16 protein-coding genes are annotated in these 21,853 nt (G+C 67.8%); 12 read left to right on the forward strand and 4 right to left on the reverse strand.

What is annotated here, in order from left to right:
- Positions 1–20: 20 nt before the first annotated feature.
- Positions 21–1,112, forward strand: coding sequence for a 4Fe-4S binding protein (locus KO481_RS15325; RefSeq protein WP_215917765.1), 1,092 nt, complete (start codon positions 21–23; stop codon positions 1,110–1,112).
- A gap of 78 nt (positions 1,113–1,190) precedes the next feature.
- Here KO481_RS15325 and KO481_RS15330 read toward each other — a convergent pair whose 3' ends face one another.
- The gene (locus KO481_RS15330) at positions 1,191–6,671 is read right to left on the reverse strand and encodes an ATP-binding protein (protein WP_215917766.1); all 5,481 of its coding nucleotides are present in this window, start codon (positions 6,669–6,671) and stop codon (positions 1,191–1,193) included.
- Positions 6,672–7,156: 485 nt separating this feature from the next.
- On the opposite strand from KO481_RS15330, the gene nicT reads away from it, so the two are divergent.
- The gene (nicT, locus tag KO481_RS15335; RefSeq protein WP_215917767.1) at positions 7,157–8,281 is read left to right on the forward strand and encodes a Nickel transporter NicT; all 1,125 of its coding nucleotides are present in this window, start codon (positions 7,157–7,159) and stop codon (positions 8,279–8,281) included.
- Between the two features lie 62 nt (positions 8,282–8,343).
- Here nicT and KO481_RS15340 read toward each other — a convergent pair whose 3' ends face one another.
- Positions 8,344–9,303: an SDR family NAD(P)-dependent oxidoreductase gene (locus tag KO481_RS15340; protein WP_215917768.1), complete on the reverse strand. Its 960-nt coding sequence runs from the start codon at positions 9,301–9,303 to the stop codon at positions 8,344–8,346.
- A 102-nt stretch (positions 9,304–9,405) separates the two neighbouring features.
- Here KO481_RS15340 and KO481_RS15345 point away from each other — a divergent pair, with 102 nt between their 5' ends.
- A complete protein-coding gene (locus tag KO481_RS15345; protein ID WP_215917769.1) occupies positions 9,406–10,293 on the forward strand; it encodes a helix-turn-helix domain-containing protein in 888 nt (295 codons plus the stop codon).
- A gap of 25 nt (positions 10,294–10,318) precedes the next feature.
- Here KO481_RS15345 and KO481_RS15350 read toward each other — a convergent pair whose 3' ends face one another.
- Positions 10,319–10,957, reverse strand: a complete 639-nt coding sequence (locus KO481_RS15350; RefSeq protein ID WP_215917770.1) for a TetR/AcrR family transcriptional regulator — start codon at positions 10,955–10,957, stop codon at positions 10,319–10,321.
- 252 nt (positions 10,958–11,209) lie between these two features.
- Here KO481_RS15350 and KO481_RS15355 point away from each other — a divergent pair, with 252 nt between their 5' ends.
- The 8 genes from KO481_RS15355 (at position 11,210) to KO481_RS15390 (ending at position 18,391) form a co-directional block, all read left to right on the forward strand.
- The gene (locus KO481_RS15355) at positions 11,210–12,580 is read left to right on the forward strand and encodes a DHA2 family efflux MFS transporter permease subunit (RefSeq protein WP_215917771.1); all 1,371 of its coding nucleotides are present in this window, start codon (positions 11,210–11,212) and stop codon (positions 12,578–12,580) included.
- Between the two features lie 75 nt (positions 12,581–12,655).
- Positions 12,656–14,365: a CocE/NonD family hydrolase gene (locus KO481_RS15360; RefSeq protein WP_215917772.1), complete on the forward strand. Its 1,710-nt coding sequence runs from the start codon at positions 12,656–12,658 to the stop codon at positions 14,363–14,365.
- 364 nt (positions 14,366–14,729) lie between these two features.
- Positions 14,730–15,422 (forward strand): DJ-1/PfpI family protein, encoded by a 693-nt coding sequence (locus tag KO481_RS15365; protein WP_215917773.1) that lies wholly within the window; start codon positions 14,730–14,732, stop codon positions 15,420–15,422.
- Between the two features lie 36 nt (positions 15,423–15,458).
- On the forward strand, positions 15,459–15,782 hold the full coding sequence (locus KO481_RS15370) for a hypothetical protein (RefSeq protein WP_215917774.1): 324 nt from the start codon (positions 15,459–15,461) through the stop codon (positions 15,780–15,782).
- Between the two features lie 110 nt (positions 15,783–15,892).
- Positions 15,893–16,144: a hypothetical protein gene (locus KO481_RS15375; RefSeq protein ID WP_215917775.1), complete on the forward strand. Its 252-nt coding sequence runs from the start codon at positions 15,893–15,895 to the stop codon at positions 16,142–16,144.
- 10 nt (positions 16,145–16,154) lie between these two features.
- Positions 16,155–17,063, forward strand: coding sequence for a LysR family transcriptional regulator (locus KO481_RS15380; protein WP_215917776.1), 909 nt, complete (start codon positions 16,155–16,157; stop codon positions 17,061–17,063).
- 133 nt (positions 17,064–17,196) lie between these two features.
- Positions 17,197–17,898 (forward strand): membrane protein YczE, encoded by a 702-nt coding sequence (gene yczE / locus KO481_RS15385; RefSeq protein WP_215917777.1) that lies wholly within the window; start codon positions 17,197–17,199, stop codon positions 17,896–17,898.
- A gap of 13 nt (positions 17,899–17,911) precedes the next feature.
- Positions 17,912–18,391, forward strand: coding sequence for a GNAT family N-acetyltransferase (locus tag KO481_RS15390; RefSeq protein WP_215917778.1), 480 nt, complete (start codon positions 17,912–17,914; stop codon positions 18,389–18,391).
- 35 nt (positions 18,392–18,426) lie between these two features.
- Here KO481_RS15390 and KO481_RS15395 read toward each other — a convergent pair whose 3' ends face one another.
- Positions 18,427–19,506, reverse strand: coding sequence for an MBL fold metallo-hydrolase (locus KO481_RS15395; protein ID WP_308166618.1), 1,080 nt, complete (start codon positions 19,504–19,506; stop codon positions 18,427–18,429).
- Between the two features lie 439 nt (positions 19,507–19,945).
- On the opposite strand from KO481_RS15395, the gene lepA reads away from it, so the two are divergent.
- A complete protein-coding gene (gene lepA / locus KO481_RS15400; protein WP_215917780.1) occupies positions 19,946–21,805 on the forward strand; it encodes a translation elongation factor 4 in 1,860 nt (619 codons plus the stop codon).
- Positions 21,806–21,853 lie beyond the last annotated feature (48 nt).

A 21,853-nucleotide genomic window follows, 5' to 3' on the forward strand; every position in this document is an offset into this window, starting at 1 on the left:
TCGCGCGCACAGGAGGACCGATGACCGACGAATCCACTACTCCCCGCAGGCTCTCCGACCATCCGACGGTACGTCGGGTATCGGAAAACCCCAGACCCCAACCGGACCCGGTGCTACGTGCCGAGCAGCTGCGGCAGCTGTGCCTGGATGCGGGCGCCGACGACGTCGGCTTCGTCTCCGTCGACAATCCCGCCGTGGCGGGCGAACTGGAGCACGTCCGGTCGATTCTGCCGACCGCGCGCACCTATATCGCGTTCTGCGTCCGAATGAACCGCGACAACTTGCGCAGTCCGGCACGGTCGTTGGCCAACGCGGAGTTCAACCACGCCGACGACGACACCAATGAGGTGTCGCGTCGAATTACCCGCGCCTTGCAGGATGCGGGGCACCGCGCCGTCTACCCGGTGCCCGGCTATCCCATGGAGGTCGATCGGTTCCCGGCCCGTATCTGGGTGATTCAGCACAAGACGATCGCCGAGGCGGCGGGGCTCGGGGTAATGGGCATACACCGCAACGTGATCCACCCGAAGTTCGGCAACTTCATCCTGCTGGGCACGGTGGTCACCGATGCGCTGATAGACGAGCCGAGCACGGCCCTGGACTACAGCCCGTGTCTGGAGTGCAAGCTCTGCGTGTCCGCGTGCCCCGTGGGCGCCATCACGAAAGATGGCGGCTTCGATTTCCAGGCCTGCTATACGCACAACTACCGTGAGTTCATGGGTGGCTTCACGGATTGGGCCGAGACCATCGCCGACAGCGACAGCCGCCAGGACTACCGTGACCGTGTCACCACGGGCGAGTCGTATTCGATGTGGCAGAGCCTGTCGTTCAAACCGAACTACAAGGCCGGCTACTGCATGGCCGTCTGCCCGGCAGGCGAAGACGTCATCGGCGCGTACCTCGACGATCGGCAATCGCATATCAACGAGATCGTCCGTCCGCTCACCGGCAAACAGGAGCCGGTCTACGTCCTTCCCGGCTCGGCCGCCGAAGAACATGTCACGCGGCGCTTCCCCGCCAAGACGCCGAAGCCCACGACCAACGGCTTCCCCGACGAGGTCAACGACCTGCTCGACATGATCGGCCCCAGGCCCCGACGTCAGCAGAGCTGAATGGGCGCCCGTCGAACCCCGGAAAACGACTCGGGGCCCGGAATCCGGGCCCCGAGTGCAGCTTTCAGCGAGCGATGACTACCGGTTCAGCCCGGTCTCGATCGCCTCGATGATCTTCGGACGCAGCTCGCCGGCGCGGATGACCGCATCCACCGAGCCGACCTCGACCGCGCGGTGGATGTTGTGCACCTTGTCGAACTCCGCCGCGACCTCGCCGAGCTTCTCCGCGCGCACCGAGGAGCGCAGCTCGTCGAGTTCGGCTGTCAGCGAGGCACGTTCGGCGCCCGACGCGCTGCCCGCGCGCGCCTCGAGATCCTTGACCCGCGGATCGGCCGCCGTGCGGGCGGTGACGTCGCCGGCGAAGACCACCGCCGCCGCCGGGGCGCCGCCGAGCACCGAGGCGAACGAGCCCTCGATCGCGAGCACGGTCATGTTCGGGTTCAGCGCCTTGGAGAACACGACGAACGCGCCGCCGTGGTACCGCGAGATCACGCAGAACACGATCGGGCCCTGGAAGTTGACGATCGCGCGGCCGATCTCGGCGCCGTACTCGAGCTGCAGCTTGCGCATCGACTCGGGCGAGCCGTCGAAGCCGGACAGGTTCGCCAGCACCACCAGCGGCCGGTTGCCGCTGGCTGCGTTGATCGCCCGCGCGGCCTTCTTCGAGGACTGCGGGAACAGCGTGCCCGCGGTGTAGGTGTCCGGGCCGTCGGCGGCCGGGAAGCCGCGCCGCGTCACGCCGCGAGACTCGATGCCCAGCAGGCACACCGGGATGCCGCCGAGCCGGACGTCCTGCACGACAGCGGTTTCCGCGTCGGCCATGCCCGCCCAGCGCTCGAGCACGGCGTGGTCCTGATCGGCCACCGCCTGCATGACGGTCCGGATGTCGAAGGGCTTCTTACGATCCGGGTTGTGCGTCGCGGAGAAGATCTGCCCGACGGTGGTGAAATCGCTGCCCTCGATCATGTGCGGGAAGTCCGAGACGTCGCGATCGATCGGATCGCTGGTCTCCGAGCGCCGCGGCCCGGCATCGCCGGGGGCGATGTAGGTGTGGTCGTAGTGCGACATCAGCACGTCCCGGGCGCCCGCGAGATCCGGTGCCCAGTACTGACCCTGTCCGTTGGGGCCCATCACGCGGTCATAGCCGCCGATACCGAAGTTGTCCTCGGCCGACACGCCACCGGAGAAGTCCAGGGCCTGCTTGCCGGTGAGCACCATCGCCGAGTCCGGGGTCATGACCAGGATGCCCTTGGTGTGCATGAGCATCGTCGCCTCGGCGTTCCAGTACGGCTGCGCGCCCACGTTGATGCCGGTGACGATGATGTTGATCTCGCCGCCGTCCTGGGTGAACTCGACGATGCGCTTGAGCGCCGCGGCGACCCAGTCCATGTTCTCGGTGCCGGACTTCATGGAGATCCGGGCGCCTGAGGACAGTGCGAACCACTCCAGCGGCACCCGCATCTGCTCGGCCAGATCCATCGCCGCGATGACCCGGCGGCACTCCGGCTCCGACAGCGCGCCGAGGGATTTCGTCGGATCGCCCAGCAGCACGACGCGGGTGATGCCCTGCGGATGCTGCTCGGTCGGCGTGGTGACCACGCCGGCGACGATCGCGGCGGAGTTGTGGCCCCGCGGCCTGTCGACGGGCACCAGCGCGTGCTCGGCGTCGAGGTCGTATTCGGCGAATTCGCCGAGCAGACCGGTCAGCTCGTAGGGGTACACGGTGCCGCGGCTGCTGGCGCGCAACACCTTCTGGCGGTACTCGTCGAGCGGCTCGACCGCCTCGTCGGTCCGGTCGCCGACGGTCACCCTCGTCCCGCCGGTGGCATCGAAGGTGATGTGCACGGCCATCTTGGCCAGCTCACCGGACTTCGGGTCGGGCTGGCGGGCGATGATCAGGATCTCCTCCAGCCCGGCGCCCGCGGTGGTCGGCTCGATGCGCTCGACGATCGCCTCGAACTCGGCCGGGGACAGGTCGATCGGCGGCCAGATGTACATCACGATGCGGTTGGTGTTGAACCGCTTGGCCGAGCCGCGCTGCGACTGCGCCCGGCGCAGCGAGTCCAGGCAGGTGGCGATGGTGTTCTCCGCCGTCGGCAGCGCCAGCAGGCGGCCGTCGTGCTCGCGCAGCGCGGTCAGGTCGCGGACCTGGGCGAATGCGACGAGCCGCTCGTCGGCCGGGTTCTCCTTCGCGACGCAGCGGAACAGGTACACCTCCTCGTCGTCCGAGGACGGCAGGCGGGTGAGGTCGAACTTGCGCAGCCGCTCGAGCTGCATCCGCTCCGCGATGTACGGGTGCAGACCGCGGATCAGCCGCTCCTCGCTCATCCCGGTGGCGGTCGGACGGAAGGTGAAGTGGTGGTGCATCACCGCGCCGCCGCTGCCTGCGACGGTGGTGGTAATCCGGTGCACCTGGTTCGGGAGCTGCTGGGTTGCCAGCACCTCCTGCAGGGCCGAGGCCATCGCGTCGAAGTCGGTGGGCTGGCCCTCCCACGACAGGTAGATGTCGGCCTCGATGGACGCCGCACCGCCGGCCAGCTCGGTGAGCCCGCGCAGCGCGGTGTGCAGCGCGTCGAAACTCACCGCGGCCGAGACCAGGGTGACGCCGCGCCGCTCGGCGACCACGAACTTCGCGCCGTCGATGTTCTCGGTGCGAACGCCGGTCAGATCCTTGTTGCCGTAGTAGCGGCGGGTGAGGACCTCGAGCATGACGGTGTTGTCCGGGAAGCCGCGCACCAGGCGCTGACCCAGCAACCGCACCAGTGGCTCGGTGCTGCGGACCATGTCGGCGATGCGCTCGCGACGGTCCGCGGCGCCGGGCTGGGCGTCCAGGTGGCTCATGTTCTTGCGGACGTTGGTGTACACGCGGGCGCGGTTGCGCCGCAGCAGCGGCTGGCCGTACCAGGCGTACACGACCCCGCGCGCGAGATCGGCGATCACCGGGAAGCGCACCTGCGTCGCGGTGACGAGCCGTTCCAGCGCCAGGCCGACCGGCTCGCGCAGCGCCCGGTCCGGCACCGGCTCGCGCAGCCACTCGCGCAGCAGCGTCGTGATGACGTTGACGGTGTCCGACGGACGCTGCTGGGCCAGGAAGACACGGAAGACCGCGGCCTCGAGGTCGGGGGAGCGGTCCAGCTCGGTGACGCCGTAGTGCCCGAGGGCGGTGGCGAGCTTGGTCCGGTACGGCTCCGGCAGTCCGGCGCGCTCGACGTCCAGGCTCTGCAGGTAGGTGTGGAAGTACTCGCGCGCACTGTGCACGTGGCCCTGCCCATGTCCGGGGCGGCCGTCCTCGTCCCAGGACCGGTTGTGGCTCAGCTCGGCCAGGTCGGCGAAGACCTGCACGAGCTCGATCTCCTCGGCCAGCGGGCGGCGGTTGTCCGCGATGGCCTCGGCGCGCACGGCGAGGTAGTTCTCGACCAGGCGGCTGTCGTCGTGCGGGTCGACATCGAAGCCCAGCAGCAGGCTGCGCAGGTCCTGCAGGCTGCGGGCCATGCTCTCCTGCGGGCGGACCGACGCGGGCTCGCCGGGCAGGTCCAGCTCGGTGGGGGCCGCGGCGTCGGCGGCCGCCGTGTCGTCGTTGTCGTCTGCGATCGGTTCCAGGCGCAGCAGCGGCGCGCCGGTCTCGACCTGGCTGCCGACGGAGACGTTGCTCTCCTTGAGGCGGGCCTTGAACGGCGCGCGCAGCACCGTCTCCATCTTCATGCTCTCCAGCACCAGAATCGGCGCGCCGGCCTCGACCTCGGCGCCGACCTCGAGCGGGGTCGCGACGACCAGCGCGGGCGCGGGCGAGCGGACGACGCCGCCCTCGTCGCGGCTGATCCGATGCGCCACGCCCTCGACATCCACCAGGTGGACCGGGCCGTACGTGCCGGTGATGACCCGGTACCGGACGCCGTTCACCACGACCTGCGCGGTGTGCTGGTCGTAGCGTTCGATATCGACGTCGGCGGCGCGGACCTCGTCGCCCGTGTCGATGCCGATCCGGAAGCGGTGCGCGCCGATCCGGGCCACGCGGACCCGGTAGCCGACGCCGCGCAGCTTGAGGTCGTGCGGGCGGCCGCTCTCGTGCTGCACCTGCGGGCGCCCGCCGGAGGCGGTGGACAGCAGCCGCTGCCGCTCGGCCCGCTCGTCCTCCTCGTAGGCGTCGATGGCCGCGGCGGCCAGTGCGACCGCGGAGTGGCGGTGCGAGACCAGGCGGCCTTCCTCGCGGACGCGGTCGATCCAGCCGGTGTCGGCGCTGCCGTCGATCACCTCGGGCTGGTCGAGCAGGTCGAGCACGAAGCTCTTGTTGGTCGCGCCGCCCTCGATGACGACCCTGGTCTCGGACATGGCCCGGCGCAGGCGGCCCAGCGCCTCGTTGCGGTTGCTGCCGTACGCGATGATCTTGGCGATCATCGAGTCGAAGTCGGCGGGGATGGTGTCACCCTCGCTGACGCCGGTGTCGACGCGGATGCCGGGGCCTGCGGGCAGGTCCAGCCGTGCGATGCGGCCGGGGGCGGGGGCGAAGTCGCGGTCGGGATCCTCGGCGTTGAGCCGGGCCTCGATGGCGTGGCCGCGCTCGAGCGGAGCCTGGCCCTCGAGCTTGCCGCCCGAGGCCACGTGCAGCTGCGCGCGCACCAGATCGAAACCGGTGGTGGACTCGGTGATCGGGTGCTCGACCTGCAGGCGGGTGTTGACCTCGAGGAAGGCCAGCAGCTGCTCACCGGGGTGATAGAGGAATTCGACGGTCGCCGCGCCGCGGTAGCCGACCGCGATGGCCAGCCGCTCGGCCGAGGCCTTCAGCTCGGTCACCCGGTCCGGGGGCAGCACCGGCGAGGACGACTCCTCGATGATCTTCTGGTTGCGCCGCTGCACCGAGCAGTCGCGCACGCCCAGCGCCCACGCGGTGCCCTGACCGTCGGCGATCACCTGGACCTCGACGTGGCGGGCCCCGGTGACGAGGCGCTCGAGGAAGACCACGCCGCTGCCGAACGCCCGCGCGGCCTCCTGCCGGGTGCGCTCGTAGGCGTCGACGAGGTCGGCCTCGTTGGTGATCTTGCGGATGCCGCGCCCGCCGCCGCCGGCGGTGGCCTTGAGCATCAGCGGGTAGCCGACCTGCGCCGCGGCCTCCTTGGCGGCCTCGACGGTGTCGACCCCGCCGCGGCTCCACGGCGCGACCGGCACGCCGACCTCCTCGGCGATCAGCTTGGCGCCGATCTTGTCACCGAGCTTGCGCATGGCCTCGGCGTTGGGGCCGATGAAGGTGACCCCGATCTGTTCGCACAGTTCCGCGAATGCCGGATCCTCGGCGACGAAACCCCAACCGACCCAGGCGGCGTCGGCCTTCGTTGTCACCAGCGCCTTTTCCAGCGCCTTCAGATCCAGATACGGGCGGGCCGAGGCGGGGCCGAGATCGTAGGCGATGTCGGCTTCCCGCACGAACGTCGAATTCCGATCGACGTCGGTGTACAGGGCGACAGTCTCGATCGGTAGCCCCGTCTCCGCGGCCAGGTCTCGGACGGCATGGATGAGGCGTACAGCAGCCTCTCCACGGTTCACGATGGCGATGCGGCTGAACACTCCGCCGGCTCCTTCCATTCACAGCACTGGCCCGGATCGGGCGGGGGGTGGCGTCCCGTTTCCCGCGTAGTCTGCCCCCTCACACCACGCGGGTACACCACGGTAGGGGGTTACCCGTCCGTATCGTGGGCAAAGTCTCGGGCGAGTTTGGCTGGATGCCCCCGCGACCGGTGTCGATTCGTTCTCTATATCGCTGCTCGCCGCGCCGTTGTTGCGGTCGATTCCGTCTCCGCAATCTTCGCAACATTGCAGGCTTGATACTCTCGGCCTGCCGCGGGTTCGTCTCGCGGCCGATGAGGATTCAGCGAAGTCCGGTGTGAGCCCGGCACTGTCCCGCAACGGTCGATCCCCTGCACGGGGGACGAGTCCGGTCGCCTGAATCCCGTTGTGGCACAGGTCCTCGGATGAAGGGCGTTCGTGCGGGCCACATCCGGTGGGCCCCGGAAGAACTCTCGTCATCCTCCTGTCGGTTCGGAGGATGAGCAATGACAACGACAATTTCGCGCCTCACCGCGTTGCGCGACAGCCTCGATCAGCGTGAACGGTTCCGGCTCAGCGTGATGACGGCGATCATCCTGGCGATGAACATCGCCGGATGGGGCATCTACGTCCTGGCGATCATGCCGCACCACTTCAAATACAACGGGCTGGGCATCGGCCTGGGGGTCGCGTTCACCGCGTGGACCCTCGGCGCCCGGCACGCCTTCGATGCCGACCACATCTCGGCCATCGACAACGTCACCCGCAAGCTGATGTCCGAGGGGAAGCGGCCGCTGGCGACGGGTTTCTTCTTCGCTCTGGGACATTCGTCGATCCTGGTCACGGTCGGTGCGGGCATCGTGGTGGCGACAAAGGCCGTGTACGGCGCGATGGTCGACCCGAACTCCACCTACGAGACCGTGGGCGGGGCGTTCGGCACCGGTGCGGCCGCGCTGTTCCTCTATCTGATCGCGATTCTGAACCTGGTTGTGCTGGCGGGCATCGTGAAGGTGTTCCGCTCCATGCGGCGCGGTGTGCTGGACGAGGCCGAACTGGAAAAGCAACTGCAGGCCCGCGGCATGATGTACCGGTTCTTCGGCCGGCTGATGAAGTCGATCACCAAGACCTGGCAGATGTTCTTCGTCGGGATCCTGTTCGGCATCGGCTTCGATACCGCCACCGAGGTGCTGCTGCTCGCGGCCACGGCCGCGGCGGCCACCCAGGGCCTGCCCTGGTACGCGGTGCTGGCGCTGCCGCTGCTGTTCGCGGGCGGTATGACGCTGTTCGACACCATTGACGGCTGCTTCATGAACGTCGCCTACGGCTGGGCGTTCGCCAAGCCGGTCCGCAAGGTGTACTACAACCTCGTCGTCACCGGCGTTTCGATCCTGGCCGCCTTCATCATCGGCACCATCGAGCTGTGCCAGGTCCTCTCGCAGGAACTTCACCTGTCCGGTGGCTTCTGGGATTACATGAGCAACTTCGATACCAACAAGGCCGGCTTCACCATTGCCGGGATGTTCGTGCTGGTATGGATCCTCGCGGTCCTGGTGTGGCGCTTCGGCCGCATCGAACATCGCTGGACGGCCGCGTCCCCCGAGCCCCTGCCCGAGTCCTCGACCGAAGCCTGACGGGACCGTCGTCCGCTGCCGCTGTATCCGCGGTCACGTTGTTCCGCACCGGATTCCAGCGGTCACCTGTCACCCCCGCCTGAGACCAGGCGCGCGGATTCCTCCCACAGCCGGTCGGCGCCCGCGGGATCCAGGGCGTAGGGGGCGACGCCGTTCATGAATTCGGTGGTCACCGGCGCCATGGACGGCCGGCGGGTGACCGGGTGCGCCTCGGCGCAGTCGGCGAAGTAGTGCCCGCTCACCCCCTTCAGCAGGGGCGAGGTGGCCGCCAGGATCGTGGTGGCCGCGCCCTGTTCCACCGTTTTGCGCAGGCCTTCCTCGAGGGTGACGCCTGCCGGGCGGCCCTGATGGCGTATCAGGTTGGTAGGCACGGAGCCCGGGGCGATGGCGTTGACGGCGATACCGTCGCCGGCCCAGCGGACGGCGGCCGCGACGGCGAACAGGATGTTGGCGGTCTTCGACTGGCCGTACGCCGCATGGGCGTCGTACGACCGGAAGTCGAAGTGGATGTCGTCGAAGACGACCGGCGACAACAGGTGCCCGGAGGAGCTGACCGCGACCACGCGCGCGCCGTCGGCCGCCGCCAGTGCGCCGTGCAGGCCCAGCGTGAGGGCGAAGTGGCCCAGGTGGTTCACCGTGAACTGGGTCTCCCATCCCTGCGGTGTGCGCCGCAGCTCCGGCAGTGCCATCACGCCCGCGTTGTTGACAAGGATGTGCAGCGGGCCGGTCCAGTCCGCGACGAAGGAGGCGATCGACGATCGGTCCGCCAGCTCCAGAGAAGCCACCCGGACGTGTGCGTTGCCGGTGGATTCGGTGATGGCGGCGGCCACCGATGCCCCGGCGGTCAGGTCGCGGACCGCGAGCGTGACCTCGGCCCCGGCATCCGCGAGGATCCGGGCGGTCTCGACGCCGAGCCCGGAGGATGCCCCGGTGACGATCGCTTGTTTGCCGGACAGGTCCGTCCCGGCGGCCACCTCGGCGGCGGTCGAATGCGGTCCGAAAGGTGTCGTGATCAGTGTCATGCAGCTACGGTGCGGCTTCTGCCGGGATGTACCCAGTCCTCTGTCGATACTGGTAGTGACAGGGACATGCTCGCCGCCCGTGTGCGGTCGTACGGTGATCACATGGCGAGCGACGACCGGACGAGCACCCCGCTCGGCGAATACCTGCGGGCCCGCCGCGAACTGGTCCTGCCCGAGGATGTCGGTCTCGCGGCCGGGTCCTCGCGGCGTCGCGTCCCCGGCCTGCGCCGGGAGGAATTGGCCCTGCTGGCGGGCATCAGCGTCGAGTACTATCTGCGGCTCGAGCAGGGCCGCGACCGGCGCCCGTCCGCTCAGGTCCTGGACGCCCTGGCCAGCGCCCTGCGGCTCGACGAGAGCGCCGCCGCGCATCTGCACCGCCTCGCCGCGTCGGACCGGTCCCGCCGGCGCCGGCGCCCGCCCGAGCGCGTCCCCGACGGCATCCGGCAGCTGATCATGACGTGGCCGCAGACGCCCGCCATCGTGCAGGGGCGTCTCATGGACGTGCTGGCCGCGAATCCGCTCGCCCAGGCGTTGTCGCCGCTGTACACCCCTGGCACCAACATGCTGCGCACGCTGTTTCTCGATCCGGCCTCCGCGGCCGCGCACGGGCAGTGGGAGGCCATCACCGAGAGTTCGGTCCCCACCCTGCGCAACCTCGTCGGCCCCGACGTCGACGATCCGGCGCTGGTCGAGCTCGTCGGTGAGCTGTCCGTGCGCAGCGAACGCTTCCGCACGCTGTGGGCCCGGCACGACGTGCGCCCCAAACGCAGTGGCACCGGCACGATTTCGCATCCTCAGGTCGGCCCGCTCGAGCTGCGCCACGAGAGTCTGCCGATCCCCGACACCGACCGCCAGATCCTGGTCGTCTACCACGCCGAATTGGGCAGCCCCACCGCCGAACGCCTGGCAGTGCTGTCCTCCCTCATCGCGGATCCGGCATCCGATCGCCCCGCCCGGGCTCCCGGTAATCCCGCGCGCCGACAGCGATGATCCGTGAGCGGGAGCAGGTGCGGCTTCAGCTCGAACCAGGCTCTTGTCGCGGGTACTCGGCCGAGAGGCCCTGTGCGACAACATCGAAAGCCTTGCTCAGGCGCTGGTAATGCGTCGCGGCGATGTCGGCGAGATTGTCCCCGTCGAGTCGGCGGCGGACCGACTCGACGGCGACGGTCCGATATGCAGCAACGAGCAGCGCTGCGGTCAACGCGCTGTCGCCGGTGAACGCCACGTCCGCGTCGAGTTCCGTGGCCAACTCTGCCTCGATCTCGTGTTCGAACGCGCGCAGCCGCGAGATCAACGCGGGGGAAGCCAGCAGAGTCCGCATGAAGGGTTCCTCACCCTCACTCAGGCCCGACAGCGGATGTCGTTGCTCCGCGAGCGCGAGGGCGGCCTGACGGATCGCCTCGACAGCGTCGACGGCGTCGGCCCGATCACGGATTGCGGTGCGCACGATGTCCACGGCGTCGGGAAGGCGATCGAACAGAAGGTCCTCCTTGCGGTCGAAGTGCGAGAACACCGTCACTTTCGACACACCGGCGGCGGCGGCGACATCGGCGACCGTGACGTCGTCGAAGCCGCGCTCGAGAAACAGTTCGGTAGCGATCGCAGCGATGCGCGCTCGTGTCTGCGCGCCGCCTCGGTCTCCTCTGTTCGGCATGTAGACAACACTACCTTTGCCCAGTATGTTTACTGAGTAATCTTACTGAGTAAATTTACTGAGGTGTGTTACGGATGAACTTGATATCGACGTCGGAGCCGGACCCACCGGCCTGTTTCTCGCCGGCGAGCAGATGACGCAGGGCGGCATACAGGTGACGCACGGCACCGCGCCGGCCGGTGTCGGCGGCACCGCGATCAAGCGCTGGGCCGGTGCGCGATGACCACGAGCGCAGCTGCTCCGCCGGCCACAGTGGCACGACTGACGGCCGTGATCGTCCTCGGTGGCTTCATGGCCGGGCTCGATACGTCGCTGGTCAACGTCGGGCTGACCACGATCGCGAAGGATCTGCATGCCGGACTCGCCGCGGCGCAATGGGTTACCAGCGGATATCTGCTCGCCCTGGCTGCGGCGCTACCCGCCTGCCCGTGGCTACAGCGCCGACTGGGAGCTTCCCGCCTGTGGATGATCTCCCTGGTCACCTTCACGGCCGCGTCGCTGCTGTGCGCGGTCGCGCCGAACCTGGCGCTGCTGCTCATTGCGCGAGCGCTGCAAGGTATTTCCGGCGGGTTGCTCGTCCCTACCGGTCAGAACATCATCGGACGTGTGGTCGGCTCCGACCGCATGGGGCGGGTCATGTCCACAGCCGGCCTCGTCATCGTGCTGGCGCCCGCCATCGGCCCGGCTCTGGGTGGTGTGCTCATCGACACGCTGTCCTGGCGCTGGCTGTTCGTCATCAACCTGCCGATCGGCATCGTCGCCGGAATTCTCGCGCTCCGCGTCCTGCCCAGGGACACTCCGGACGCCGCCGCGAAACTCGACGTGGTCGGCCTGGTACTGCTCTCGTTCGGCCTGCCGGTGGTGACGCTCGGGCTCACGCGTCTGGGTCCGTCCAGCGAGCACCATGCGTCCGGAGTGATCTTGACGGTGCTCGGCGCTGTGTTGCTCATGGCATTCGCCGTCGACGCTTGCCGCCGCGCGCCGGGAACGAAGCGGGTCATGCTGCTGAACGTGGGCCTGTTCCGACAGACGCCATATGCCACCGCGCAGGTCACCGTGTTCTTCATCGGGGTCAGCCAGTTCGGCGGGCTGATCCTGCTGCCGTTGTACTTCGAGGCGCTGCGCGGCCTGACAGTCGTCCACACCGGACTGCTCCTGCTGGCCTATGGTCTCGGAGCCATGGCCGCACTACCGGTCGGCGGCCGAATCACCGACCGTATCGGCGGCGGCGTCACCTGCATCGTGGGCCTGACGATCACGATCCTCGCCACGGCACCGTTCATCTACCTGCCGGCCCACGAGAACCTCGTCACCGTCGAGGTCCTGCAGGGGCTCCGAGGTATCGGCGTCGGCCTATCGGGCATACCCGCCATGTCCGCGGCAATGCGGGCCGCCGCGCATCACCTCGCCGATGCCACCACAACAGCAAACATCCTGCAGCGGGTCGGTGGCAGCCTCGGCAGCGCGATCATCGTCCTGGTCATCTCCCGGACAACTCCGCAGCTCGCGGCGATCCAGACCGCGCACGCGATCCTCGTGGCCACAGCGGCTGCCGCGCTCATCGCGGCCGTCGCTCTGGCGATCTCCGAGTACCGAAGAACCCCGGTCGCGGCGTCGCTGTGAGCGACGGTCCGCATTCACCAACACGCAACCACCCAAGAGAGGGACTGATTCGACATGTCGAACGACACATCATCGATGACTATCGAATGGGATGTACCCATCGAAATGCCCAATGGCGCCGTGGTGCGAGCCGATGTCTTCCGGCCCGCCGAGGCGGGCCGGTATCCGGTGATCATGACGCACGGCGTCTACGGCAAGGGACTGCCGATCGAGCGGTTCCGCCACAACATGGTCACGAACCTGCAGGCGCACCCGATGCTGAACACCGTCCGCGGGGCCGACCTCGCCGATATCACCGACCCGGACGCTCTCGACGACGTTGCGCTCGGCGACTACCGCGTGTGGGAGGTTGTCGATCCCTCGATCTGGGTCCCCGCCGGGTACGTGTGCGTGCGGATCGACTCCCGAGGTTCAGGCACCTCCGCGGGACGACTCGACCCGATGTCACCCGGCGAGATCGACGACTATGTCGAGTGCATCGAATGGGCAGGAACACAGCCCTGGTCCAACGGCCGGGTCGGGCTGTGCGGCAAGTCCTACTACGCGATGACCCAATGGCTCGTCGCCGCACGCCGGCCCGAGCATCTCGCTGCCATCTGCGTGTGGCACGGCCTGAGCGACTGGTACCGGGACGCCACCCGGCACGGCGGGATCATGTACCAGTTCTGGGAGACATTCTGGTACCCGCAGCTCGTTCTGCCCGTCCAGCACGGTGCCGGTGCCGGCACCAATCCACACTCCGGACTTCCGATCACCGGTGAAGTCAGCCTCGATGCGGACACGCTCGCCGCCAACCGCGCCGACATCGTGCAGCAGATCCGCGACCACCCAGTCGTGGACGATTACCACCGGCAGCGCACCCCCGACCTCGGACGCATCGAGGTGCCACTGCTCGCCGCCGCCGACTGGTCCGATCACGACCTGCACCTGCGCGGGACCATCCGCGGTTTCCGGACCGTGGCCAGCACCAACACCTGGCTCGAGATTCACGCCGGTGGACAGTTCGACGACCCCGAGTCCGTCGAGCTCCAGATGCGGTTCTTCGACTACCACCTCAAAGACAGCATCGGTAACTGGGACACTCAGCCGCGCGTCCAACTCGCGATCCGCCAGGCTGACGGCAGCGCATCGCGTTTCGATTCGACCGACTGGCCGGTCCCCGGCACCACCTGGACGCCCTGGTATGCGGACTTCTCGGCCAAATCGCTCGGCGCCAACCCGCCGGCGAACGAAACGTCCGACACATACGATGCGGCCGGCGAGGGCGTTGCGCTTCTGGGACCCGCGGCCGGCGACGACACCACGCTCCTGGGACCCGTAGCGGCCCGGATTTTCCTGTCGTCGTCAACAACGGACGCCGACCTCTTTCTCACCGTGGACGCGGTCGACCCCGACGGTCACCTGGTGGAGCTACGCGACCACCGTACCGGCCTCACCCCGGTCAGCATCGGCTGGCAGCGCGCCTCCCAGCGCGCGATCGACCCCGCTCGCAGCGAGCCGGGCCAACCGTTTCACACACACGACAACCCCGAGTCCCTCCGGCCCGGCGAAATCGTCCAGGTCGACATCGAACTGTGCCCGACAAGCCTGCATCTCCCTGCCGGCCACCGGCTGCGGCTCACCGTGCGAGGCCACGGCACCGGCCACGACGACCTATTCGACCGCCCACCGGCGGTGTTCCACAACTCGGTCACGCTGTACGGCGGAACGGAATTCCCGAGCCACCTACTCGTGCCGACCATCACTGGCGTGAGGTCGGGCAGATCGTCCGATATCGCGCACTGATCGAACACCCTCGAATCGGTGACATCCTTGCTGCCGCACTCGCTCCGCCCGCAGCTCCAGCCTCATGGGCACCAGCTGCCAGGTGGACCGGGTTCGGCAAGCGAGGACGGACCGCATATCCCCGCAACTCGTCCCGCGCTCGGTCGTGATCCCACAGCGCGCGAGACAGCAAGTGCTGCAACGAATCCGGAATCGCTTTCGGTCGACCTATCTCACACCATCGCCGCAAGGATGTGCGTGCCGTGAGTTGGCGAAATCTCGTTGGGAGATGTCAAGAACGCCACTGGGATCGAGTATCTCCTCTGCCTAGCGTGGGAAGAACCACATCGGCTCCTGCCGACCTCACCCCCAGAGAGAGCTGTAGATGCACGTTCAGATCGTTTTGTTCGACGGCTTCGACCCGCTTGACGTTATCGCCCCCTTCGAAGCTTTTTCCGCCGGCGGTTCTTGCAGCGGTGGCGCCGTCACGGTGGAACTGGTGTCCGCCGAAGGTCCCCGGGAGGTCGTCAGTGGTGCCGGGGCGCTGGCGTTGCGCGCGACCGCAGCCCTGGACCCGGACCGCCCTGGCTTGGTGCTGGTCCCCGGAGCGTCGGGGCGAGTTGGCGAGCCCGGGGAGGTACCCGATCAGGAAGCGGGCGGGGACGGCGAGTGGCATCAGGACGAGTTCATCCCCGTGCTGCTGGGCCGGACGCTTACCTCGGCACTGCCCGGCCTCCTGCAAGCGGCAATGGACAATCCGCAGGTCACCATGACAACAGTCTGCGGTGGCTCCCTGGTCCTGGCGATGGCTGGACTGATCGAGGGCCGCTATGCCACGACCCACCACATGGGCCTGGGCATGCTCGAGGCAACTGGCGTCCGCGCGGTGCGCGCGCGTGTGGTCGATGACGGCGACCTGGTCACCGGCGCCGGTGTCACCTCCGGCTTGGACTTGGGTCTTTACCTGCTGGAACGCGAGGTCGGCCCGCAGATCGCCCACGCCGTCGAGGAACTGTTCGCCCATGAGCGCCGCGGCACGATCTGGCGCCCGCAGGGTGCAGCTCCCATCGCCTTCTGACCCCCCGTACCGCCACAAGCAAGGAGCAATCGCCTCATGTCAATCGAAGGCACCTGGGAGCTGACCATCGCGACCCCCATCGGGCGCATCCGGCCCGTCATCGAGCTGAGCCGCACGGACGGGCAACTGATCGGCATCGCACACGGCTTGGGAGAACAAGTCCCTCTCCAGAACCTCGCCCTCGAGGGCGAGACACTCACCTGGAAGCAGGCCGTCACCAAGCCGATGCGCCTGAACCTTGCATTCACCGTCACCATCGACGGCGACACGCTCACCGGCAAGTCCCAGGCCGGACCCCTCCCCGCCTCGAAGGTAACCGGTCGGCGCCGAACCAGTTCCGAGACAGAGTCCTCGCGGTGACCGTCCGCCCAGTCGAAAGTAAGGAGTGTTGATGCCGGCCCAGTTCGTACTCTTCGACGGCTTCGACCCTATGGATGTCATTGGGCCGCTGGAGGTTTTCCACGCTGCGAATGACTTCACCGCTCACCGGCACGGCGGCACCCACCCTGGCGTTCGTGGTTGCCGACGGCATCGGCGGACTGCGGCCGGCCCTTGTAGCGACCATGGCGGCCGCGGTGCTGGTCCTCGGCTGGGGTCTGCGGAACCGGCGCCGGATAACCCGGCCCGGACGCGCGGTAACCCCGATCACCCGGTGCGCCCACAGCGGTGATCCGAAACCGTCATGGGCGCAGGCGATCCCGCATGAGAGCGGGATGACCTAACGTCGAGGCGGTGGAATGGCGTGAGATCGAGATCTTCCTGACCCTCGCCGAGGAGCAGCACTTCGGCCGTACGGCGCAACGGTTGCAGGTATCGGCCGCGACGGTGACCCAGACAATTCAGAAGCTGGAGCGCCGGGTCGGCGCGCCACTGTTCGAGCGCAACAGCCGCAGGGTCGCCTTCACGCCGATCGGTCGCGAGTTCTACGACGAGTTGTTGCCCGGCTACCGGCAGATCGAGCAGGCGCTCGCGAGCGCAGTGGCCGCCGGGCGCGGCATCACCGGTACCCTGCGGGTCGGCTTCTCGATGCCCTGGTGCGGTGAGCTGATGGCAAGGGCCGCAACGGCTTTCCATGCGCAACACCCGGATTGTGAGGTCGAGATCACCGCGATCCAGCTGAGCGACTACCTCGGTCCGTTACGTGCGGGCCGGGTGGATCTGCAGCTCTCCGCCCGGCCGGTCGAGGCGCCCGACATGACGCTGGGCCCGGTGTTGTTCCGCGAGTCCTGGTCGTTGATGGTGCCCGTGGCCCACCCGTTCGCCGCGCGCACCGCCGTCACGGAGGAGGACCTGGGCGATGCGGAGATTGTCGGCATCGGGGGTGATTTCCCGAAACCCCTGCGAGAGGAATGGTTTCCGTCGGTCACGCCGTGCGGTCGCCCCATCTCGCGGGGACTGTCGGTCCTGCAGTGGCAGGAGGTGATTCCGCTGGTCTCCGCCGGACGCGGGGTGTCTCCGGCGCCCGCGCGCACGGCGGCGTACTACGCCACGCCCGGAATCGCGTTCGTGCCCCTGCCTGAACGCGGCGTGCTCGAGTTCGGCCTGATGTGGCCGAACAGCCGCGAATCCGCACGCGTACGCGCCTTCGTCGACATCGCGATCGACACCGCGCGCGTCCATGCGCGGCCCTTTCGCTCCTGAGTCCTCGCCCGCGTCGGCATCGTTCACCGCGACTGAACGATCGAGGCGAAAACCGATCTTGTGGGCCAGGATCGGCGCACCGCATGGTGGAGATCGGTTGTTGTCGAAGGGAGGCCATCGTGCGGGTGGAGTCATGAGAAGACCTGATTCGGCGTCCGGCACGCACGGTTCGTTCGCGATCCGCCGCATGGGCGCGATCGAGCAATTGCGTGCCGGACGTAAATTGCGCAGGGCCCCACAACTTCTCATCGGCCTGATCGGCTACGGCGCCTCGGTCATGCTGCTGGTGCGGTCGGGGCTGGGTGCGACCAGTTGGAATGTGCTCGCGGAGGGTGTGGCCGGATCGGCCGGGATCTCGTTCGGTACCGCGACGAATCTGATCTCGCTCGCCGCGCTGATCGCATGGATCCCGCTGCGCGAGCTTCCGGGACTGGGCACACTGCTCAACGTGGTCATCGTCGGACAAGCCGCCGACGCCACGGCGGAAATAGTGCCCCCGGCCCACCACCTCGCTGTTCGGATCGCCTATCTGCTCACCGGCCTGGTCGCACTGGCATTCTTCAATGCGCTGTACCTCGGCGCACAGTTCGGCGCCGGTCCCCGCGACGGCATCATGACCGGCCTGGTCCGTATCACCCGGCTACCGGTTGCGGTGGTACGCACCGGCATCGAGGTCACCGTGGCGACGATCGGCTGGGCGCTCGGCGGTGCTGTCGGCCTCGGTACGGTACTGATCGCCCTGACCCTGGGCCCGATCGTCGGCTACTTCCTGCCCAGGGTCCTCGTCGCACTTGCCGCTGTCGAGGCGCAGCCCGGCAGATGCTTACCATGGTGAAAGGACCCAGGTAGTGGCACTGCAGATCACACCGCTGAACATCGAACTCGCACAAGACGTCCTCCCACTGATGCAGTTGGGCGAACCGTTTGTCCGCGCCCGGACAGCTTCGGACTACTGGCTCTACGCGCACCTGTTCGCCTCCACCTGCCCGGTCGCCCACGTCGATGGCGAACTTGCCGGTGCGATCATCGCGTTCCGCAGCCAGGAGATCCCCGACGACATCTACGTCCAGGACGTCATCACCCACCCCGACTTTCGCCGGCGTGGCGTCACTACCGCCCTGATTGGCCATATCGTCGAACGGGCACACGAGCTCGGGTGTCGCCGAATCTATTTGACCTCCGAACCGGAAAACGCGGCCGCTCATGCCGCGTGGACATCACTCGGGTTCAAGAACGTCGCTGGTGATCGGGTCGTGAACGGTGTCTCCGTCATCGCCGATTACAAGGGGCCCGGCAAGGACCGCGCCGTCTATGAACTGACGATGTAGAGACCTGATCCTGAAGGTCGCAGAGGCCTCCTGGATTAGGTGGGACCCACGTTCAGCGCCTGCAGGTCGCTGCCGACGACGAGGCGGCCGGAGTAGCCCCGTTGCGCCGAATTCCATCGTGCTATCGGGTTGTTCGCCGGAACGAGGTGGGTGAGCACCAGGTTGCGTGCCCGTGCGGCCTGGGCGACCTGAGCGCCGACCTGCTCGATGGTGGTGTGGGCGGCGAGCAGGTGTTCGCGCAAGGGTGCGGCTTTGTCGGGTGGTAGGTGGGCGACGATGTGTTCGGCGAACTGAGCGTCGATCACTTCGTGCACGAGGTAGTCGGTGTCGTGGGCGAGGTCGATGAGGTTCGCACTCACCGTTGTGTCGCCGGAGATGACGATCGAGCCGTCCGGGGTGTCGAACCGGTAGGCGAAAGCCGGCGCGGTGGGGTGGTGGTCGACGAGGGTTGCGGTGATGGTGACGTCGTCGTCCTGCCAGATGTGGATCGGTGCGGACAGTCGAGGTGGTTTACCTTCCGGGTCGGGTGTCCAGATATCGGTGAGATCGATGTCATGGACCTGGAACAGTGAGTCGGGGCTGGCGAAGGCGCTGTCGCGGGATCGGTCGTTGAGGTCGGTCGCGAAGGCCTGGCGCAGGTGACCGGTCATACCGATGGTGCCGGGGCCTGGGTCGTCGGGTTCGAACACGGGTGGTTGCGGACGGCCGGGTGGGAAGACCCGGGGCAAGGTGGGTCGTATACCGGGCCCCCACACCTGGATGGGTGGGGCGGTGCGGCCGATCGCGTTCGAAGCGCCGGTGACGTAGAGCGCGGGCCAGTCCGCGACGTGGTCGCTGTGGAGGTGGGTGAAGAAGATCCCGCGAACGTCCCCGAGGAGGTCACCGTTGGCCAGGCCCGGTGCGATCCCACTGTTGACAAGCCGGTTGTATGCGCCGAGTCCGAGGTCGACCAGGTAGACCCGGTCCGCGTGGACGATGGCGGTGGACACGCCGGCCCGCGCCGGGTCGAGCCAGGTCGGTCCACCCGCAGTCCCGAGGGGCACGATCCGGGTGCGGGCCGGTGGTTCGGTGTCGTGGCGGGGTGTTGCACAGGCTGCCGCGGTGCCCAGGGTCACCGCCGACCCCGCGGCTGCGCCTGCGAGGGTCCCGAGGAACCGGCGCCGGTTCGGACCGCTCGCAAGGCGGGCCTCCCTAGCAGCGTGAGCGATGAAGTCACACATGGTGCTCTTTCCGAGAGTGACGATCCGGGACAATGACCGGACTGAACGGTAATCAGCAGGGACTCGCGTGACCATCGGGATATGTGCCAGACTCCGCCGGTTAATCGCCAAACAGGCGGCTTCGGTGCGGAACTGTGCGCCAGACCGCAGGGGAGGGGAAAGTCCTTGTCCGCGATCGGGCTGCCGTCGAAGAATTCGAATATCGGATGCCCACCGGTTGACGAATGCGGGACGGGCGATAACGCCGCCCGAGCGCTCCCGGACGGGACCGGTTCAGACCTGGAGGTGGCCGCGGTGTCACCGCATGGGATCATGGACCCGCCGAATACCATTCATGACCAGGAGTCCAGTGGCCAGCTTCGCCGATACGACGTTCACCGATCCCGCCCGGATCCGGAACTTCTGCATCATCGCGCACATCGACCACGGGAAATCGACCCTGGCCGATCGGATGCTGCAGCTCACCGGTGTGGTCGAGGAGCGGGCCATGCGCGCTCAGTATCTGGACCGGATGGATATCGAGCGCGAGCGCGGGATCACCATCAAGGCGCAGAACGTGCGGTTGCCCTGGCAGGTGGACGGCACCGACTACGTGCTGCACCTCATCGACACCCCCGGCCATGTCGACTTCACCTATGAGGTGTCCCGCGCGCTCGAGGCGTGTGAGGGCGCGATCCTGCTGGTCGATGCCGCCCAGGGCATCGAGGCGCAGACCCTGGCCAATCTCTACCTGGCCATGGAACGGGACCTGACCATCATTCCGGTCCTGAACAAGATCGATCTCCCGGCCGCCGATCCGGACCGCTACGCCGCCGAGCTCGCCCACATCGTGGGGTGCGAGCCCGAGGACGTGCTGCGCGTCTCCGGTAAGACCGGCGTCGGCGTGCCGGAACTGCTGAACAAGGTGATCGCGGAGATCCCCGCGCCGACCGGCGACGCCGACGCGCCCGCCCGCGCCCTCATCTTCGACTCGGTCTACGACACCTACCGCGGCGTGGTGACCTATGTGCGTGTGGTGGACGGCAGGCTCACCCCGCGCCAGAAGATCAAGATGATGTCCACCGGCGCCCAGCACGAGCTGCTGGAGATCGGCATCGTCTCGCCCGAGCCCAAGCCCACCCAGGGGCTCGGCGTCGGCGAGGTGGGCTACCTCATCACCGGCGTGAAGGACGTGCGCCAGTCGAAGGTCGGTGACACGGTCACCTCCGCGCGCGACGGGGCGGCCGAGGCCCTGGCGGGATACGCGGAGCCGCGGCCGATGGTGTACTCCGGCCTCTACCCGGTCGACGGCTCCGACTATCCGGACCTGCGTGATGCTCTGGACAAGCTGCAGCTCAATGATGCTGCGCTGACCTATATTCCGGAAACTTCGGTGGCGCTGGGCTTCGGATTCCGTTGCGGTTTCCTGGGTCTGCTGCACATGGAGATCACCCGCGAGCGGCTGCAGCGCGAATTCGGCCTCGACCTGATCTCGACCGCGCCCAACGTGATCTACCGCGTGGTCATGGAGGACGGCACCGAGCACGTCGTCACCAACCCGTCGTTCTGGCCGGAGGGCAAGGCGCGGGAGATCTACGAGCCCATCACCAAGTGCACGGTCATCGCGCCCAGCGAGTTCGTCGGCACCATCATGGAGCTGTGCCAGTCCCGGCGTGGCGAGCTGCTCGGCATGGACTACCTTTCCGAGACCCGCGTCGAGATGCGGTACACGCTGCCCATGGCGGAGATCATCTTCGACTTCTTCGATTCGCTGAAGTCTCGCACCCGTGGCTACGCCTCCCTGGACTACGAGGAGGCCGGTGAACAGGAGGCCGCCCTGGTCAAGGTCGACATCCTGCTGCAGGGTGAGGCCGTCGACGCGTTCTCGGCCATCGTCCACAAGGATGCCGCCCAGGCCTACGGCCACAAGATGACCACCAAGCTGCGCGAACTCATCCCGCGTCAGCAGTTCGAGGTGCCGATCCAGGCCGCGATCGGGTCGAAGGTCATTGCCCGCGAGAACATCCGGGCCATCCGGAAGGACGTGCTGGCCAAGTGCTACGGCGGTGACATCAGCCGTAAGCGCAAGCTGCTGGAGAAGCAGAAGGAGGGCAAGAAACGGATGAAGACCATCGGCCGGGTCGATGTTCCGCAGGAGGCCTTCGTCGCCGCGCTGTCCAGCGACGCCGCCTCGGACAAGCCGAAGGGGAAATAGGGGCCGGGGCCGACTCCGTGCCGGTTCATCTCGGGGCTTTCGCCGCGG

It is taken from the genome of Nocardia albiluteola (assembly GCF_018860155.1).
Taxonomy (GTDB): Bacteria; Actinomycetota; Actinomycetes; order Mycobacteriales; family Mycobacteriaceae; genus Nocardia; species Nocardia albiluteola.

Bases quoted from the DNA above. Each gene is read 5' to 3' on its own strand.
- KO481_RS15345 (WP_215917769.1), top strand. From the start codon at position 9,406: ATGGCGAGCGACGACCGGACGAGCACCCCGCTCGGCGAATACCTGCGG.
- KO481_RS15350 (WP_215917770.1), bottom strand. From the start codon at position 10,957: ATGCCGAACAGAGGAGACCGAGGCGGCGCGCAGACACGAGCGCGCATC.
- KO481_RS15360 (WP_215917772.1), top strand. From the start codon at position 12,656: ATGACTATCGAATGGGATGTACCCATCGAAATGCCCAATGGCGCCGTG.
- nicT (WP_215917767.1), top strand. From the start codon at position 7,157: ATGACAACGACAATTTCGCGCCTCACCGCGTTGCGCGACAGCCTCGAT.
- lepA (WP_215917780.1), top strand. From the start codon at position 19,946: ATGACCAGGAGTCCAGTGGCCAGCTTCGCCGATACGACGTTCACCGAT.
- KO481_RS15365 (WP_215917773.1), top strand. From the start codon at position 14,730: ATGCACGTTCAGATCGTTTTGTTCGACGGCTTCGACCCGCTTGACGTT.
- KO481_RS15340 (WP_215917768.1), bottom strand. From the start codon at position 9,303: ATGACACTGATCACGACACCTTTCGGACCGCATTCGACCGCCGCCGAG.
- KO481_RS15370 (WP_215917774.1), top strand. From the start codon at position 15,459: ATGTCAATCGAAGGCACCTGGGAGCTGACCATCGCGACCCCCATCGGG.
- KO481_RS15375 (WP_215917775.1), top strand. From the start codon at position 15,893: ATGACTTCACCGCTCACCGGCACGGCGGCACCCACCCTGGCGTTCGTG.
- yczE (WP_215917777.1), top strand. From the start codon at position 17,197: ATGAGAAGACCTGATTCGGCGTCCGGCACGCACGGTTCGTTCGCGATC.
- KO481_RS15325 (WP_215917765.1), top strand. From the start codon at position 21: ATGACCGACGAATCCACTACTCCCCGCAGGCTCTCCGACCATCCGACG.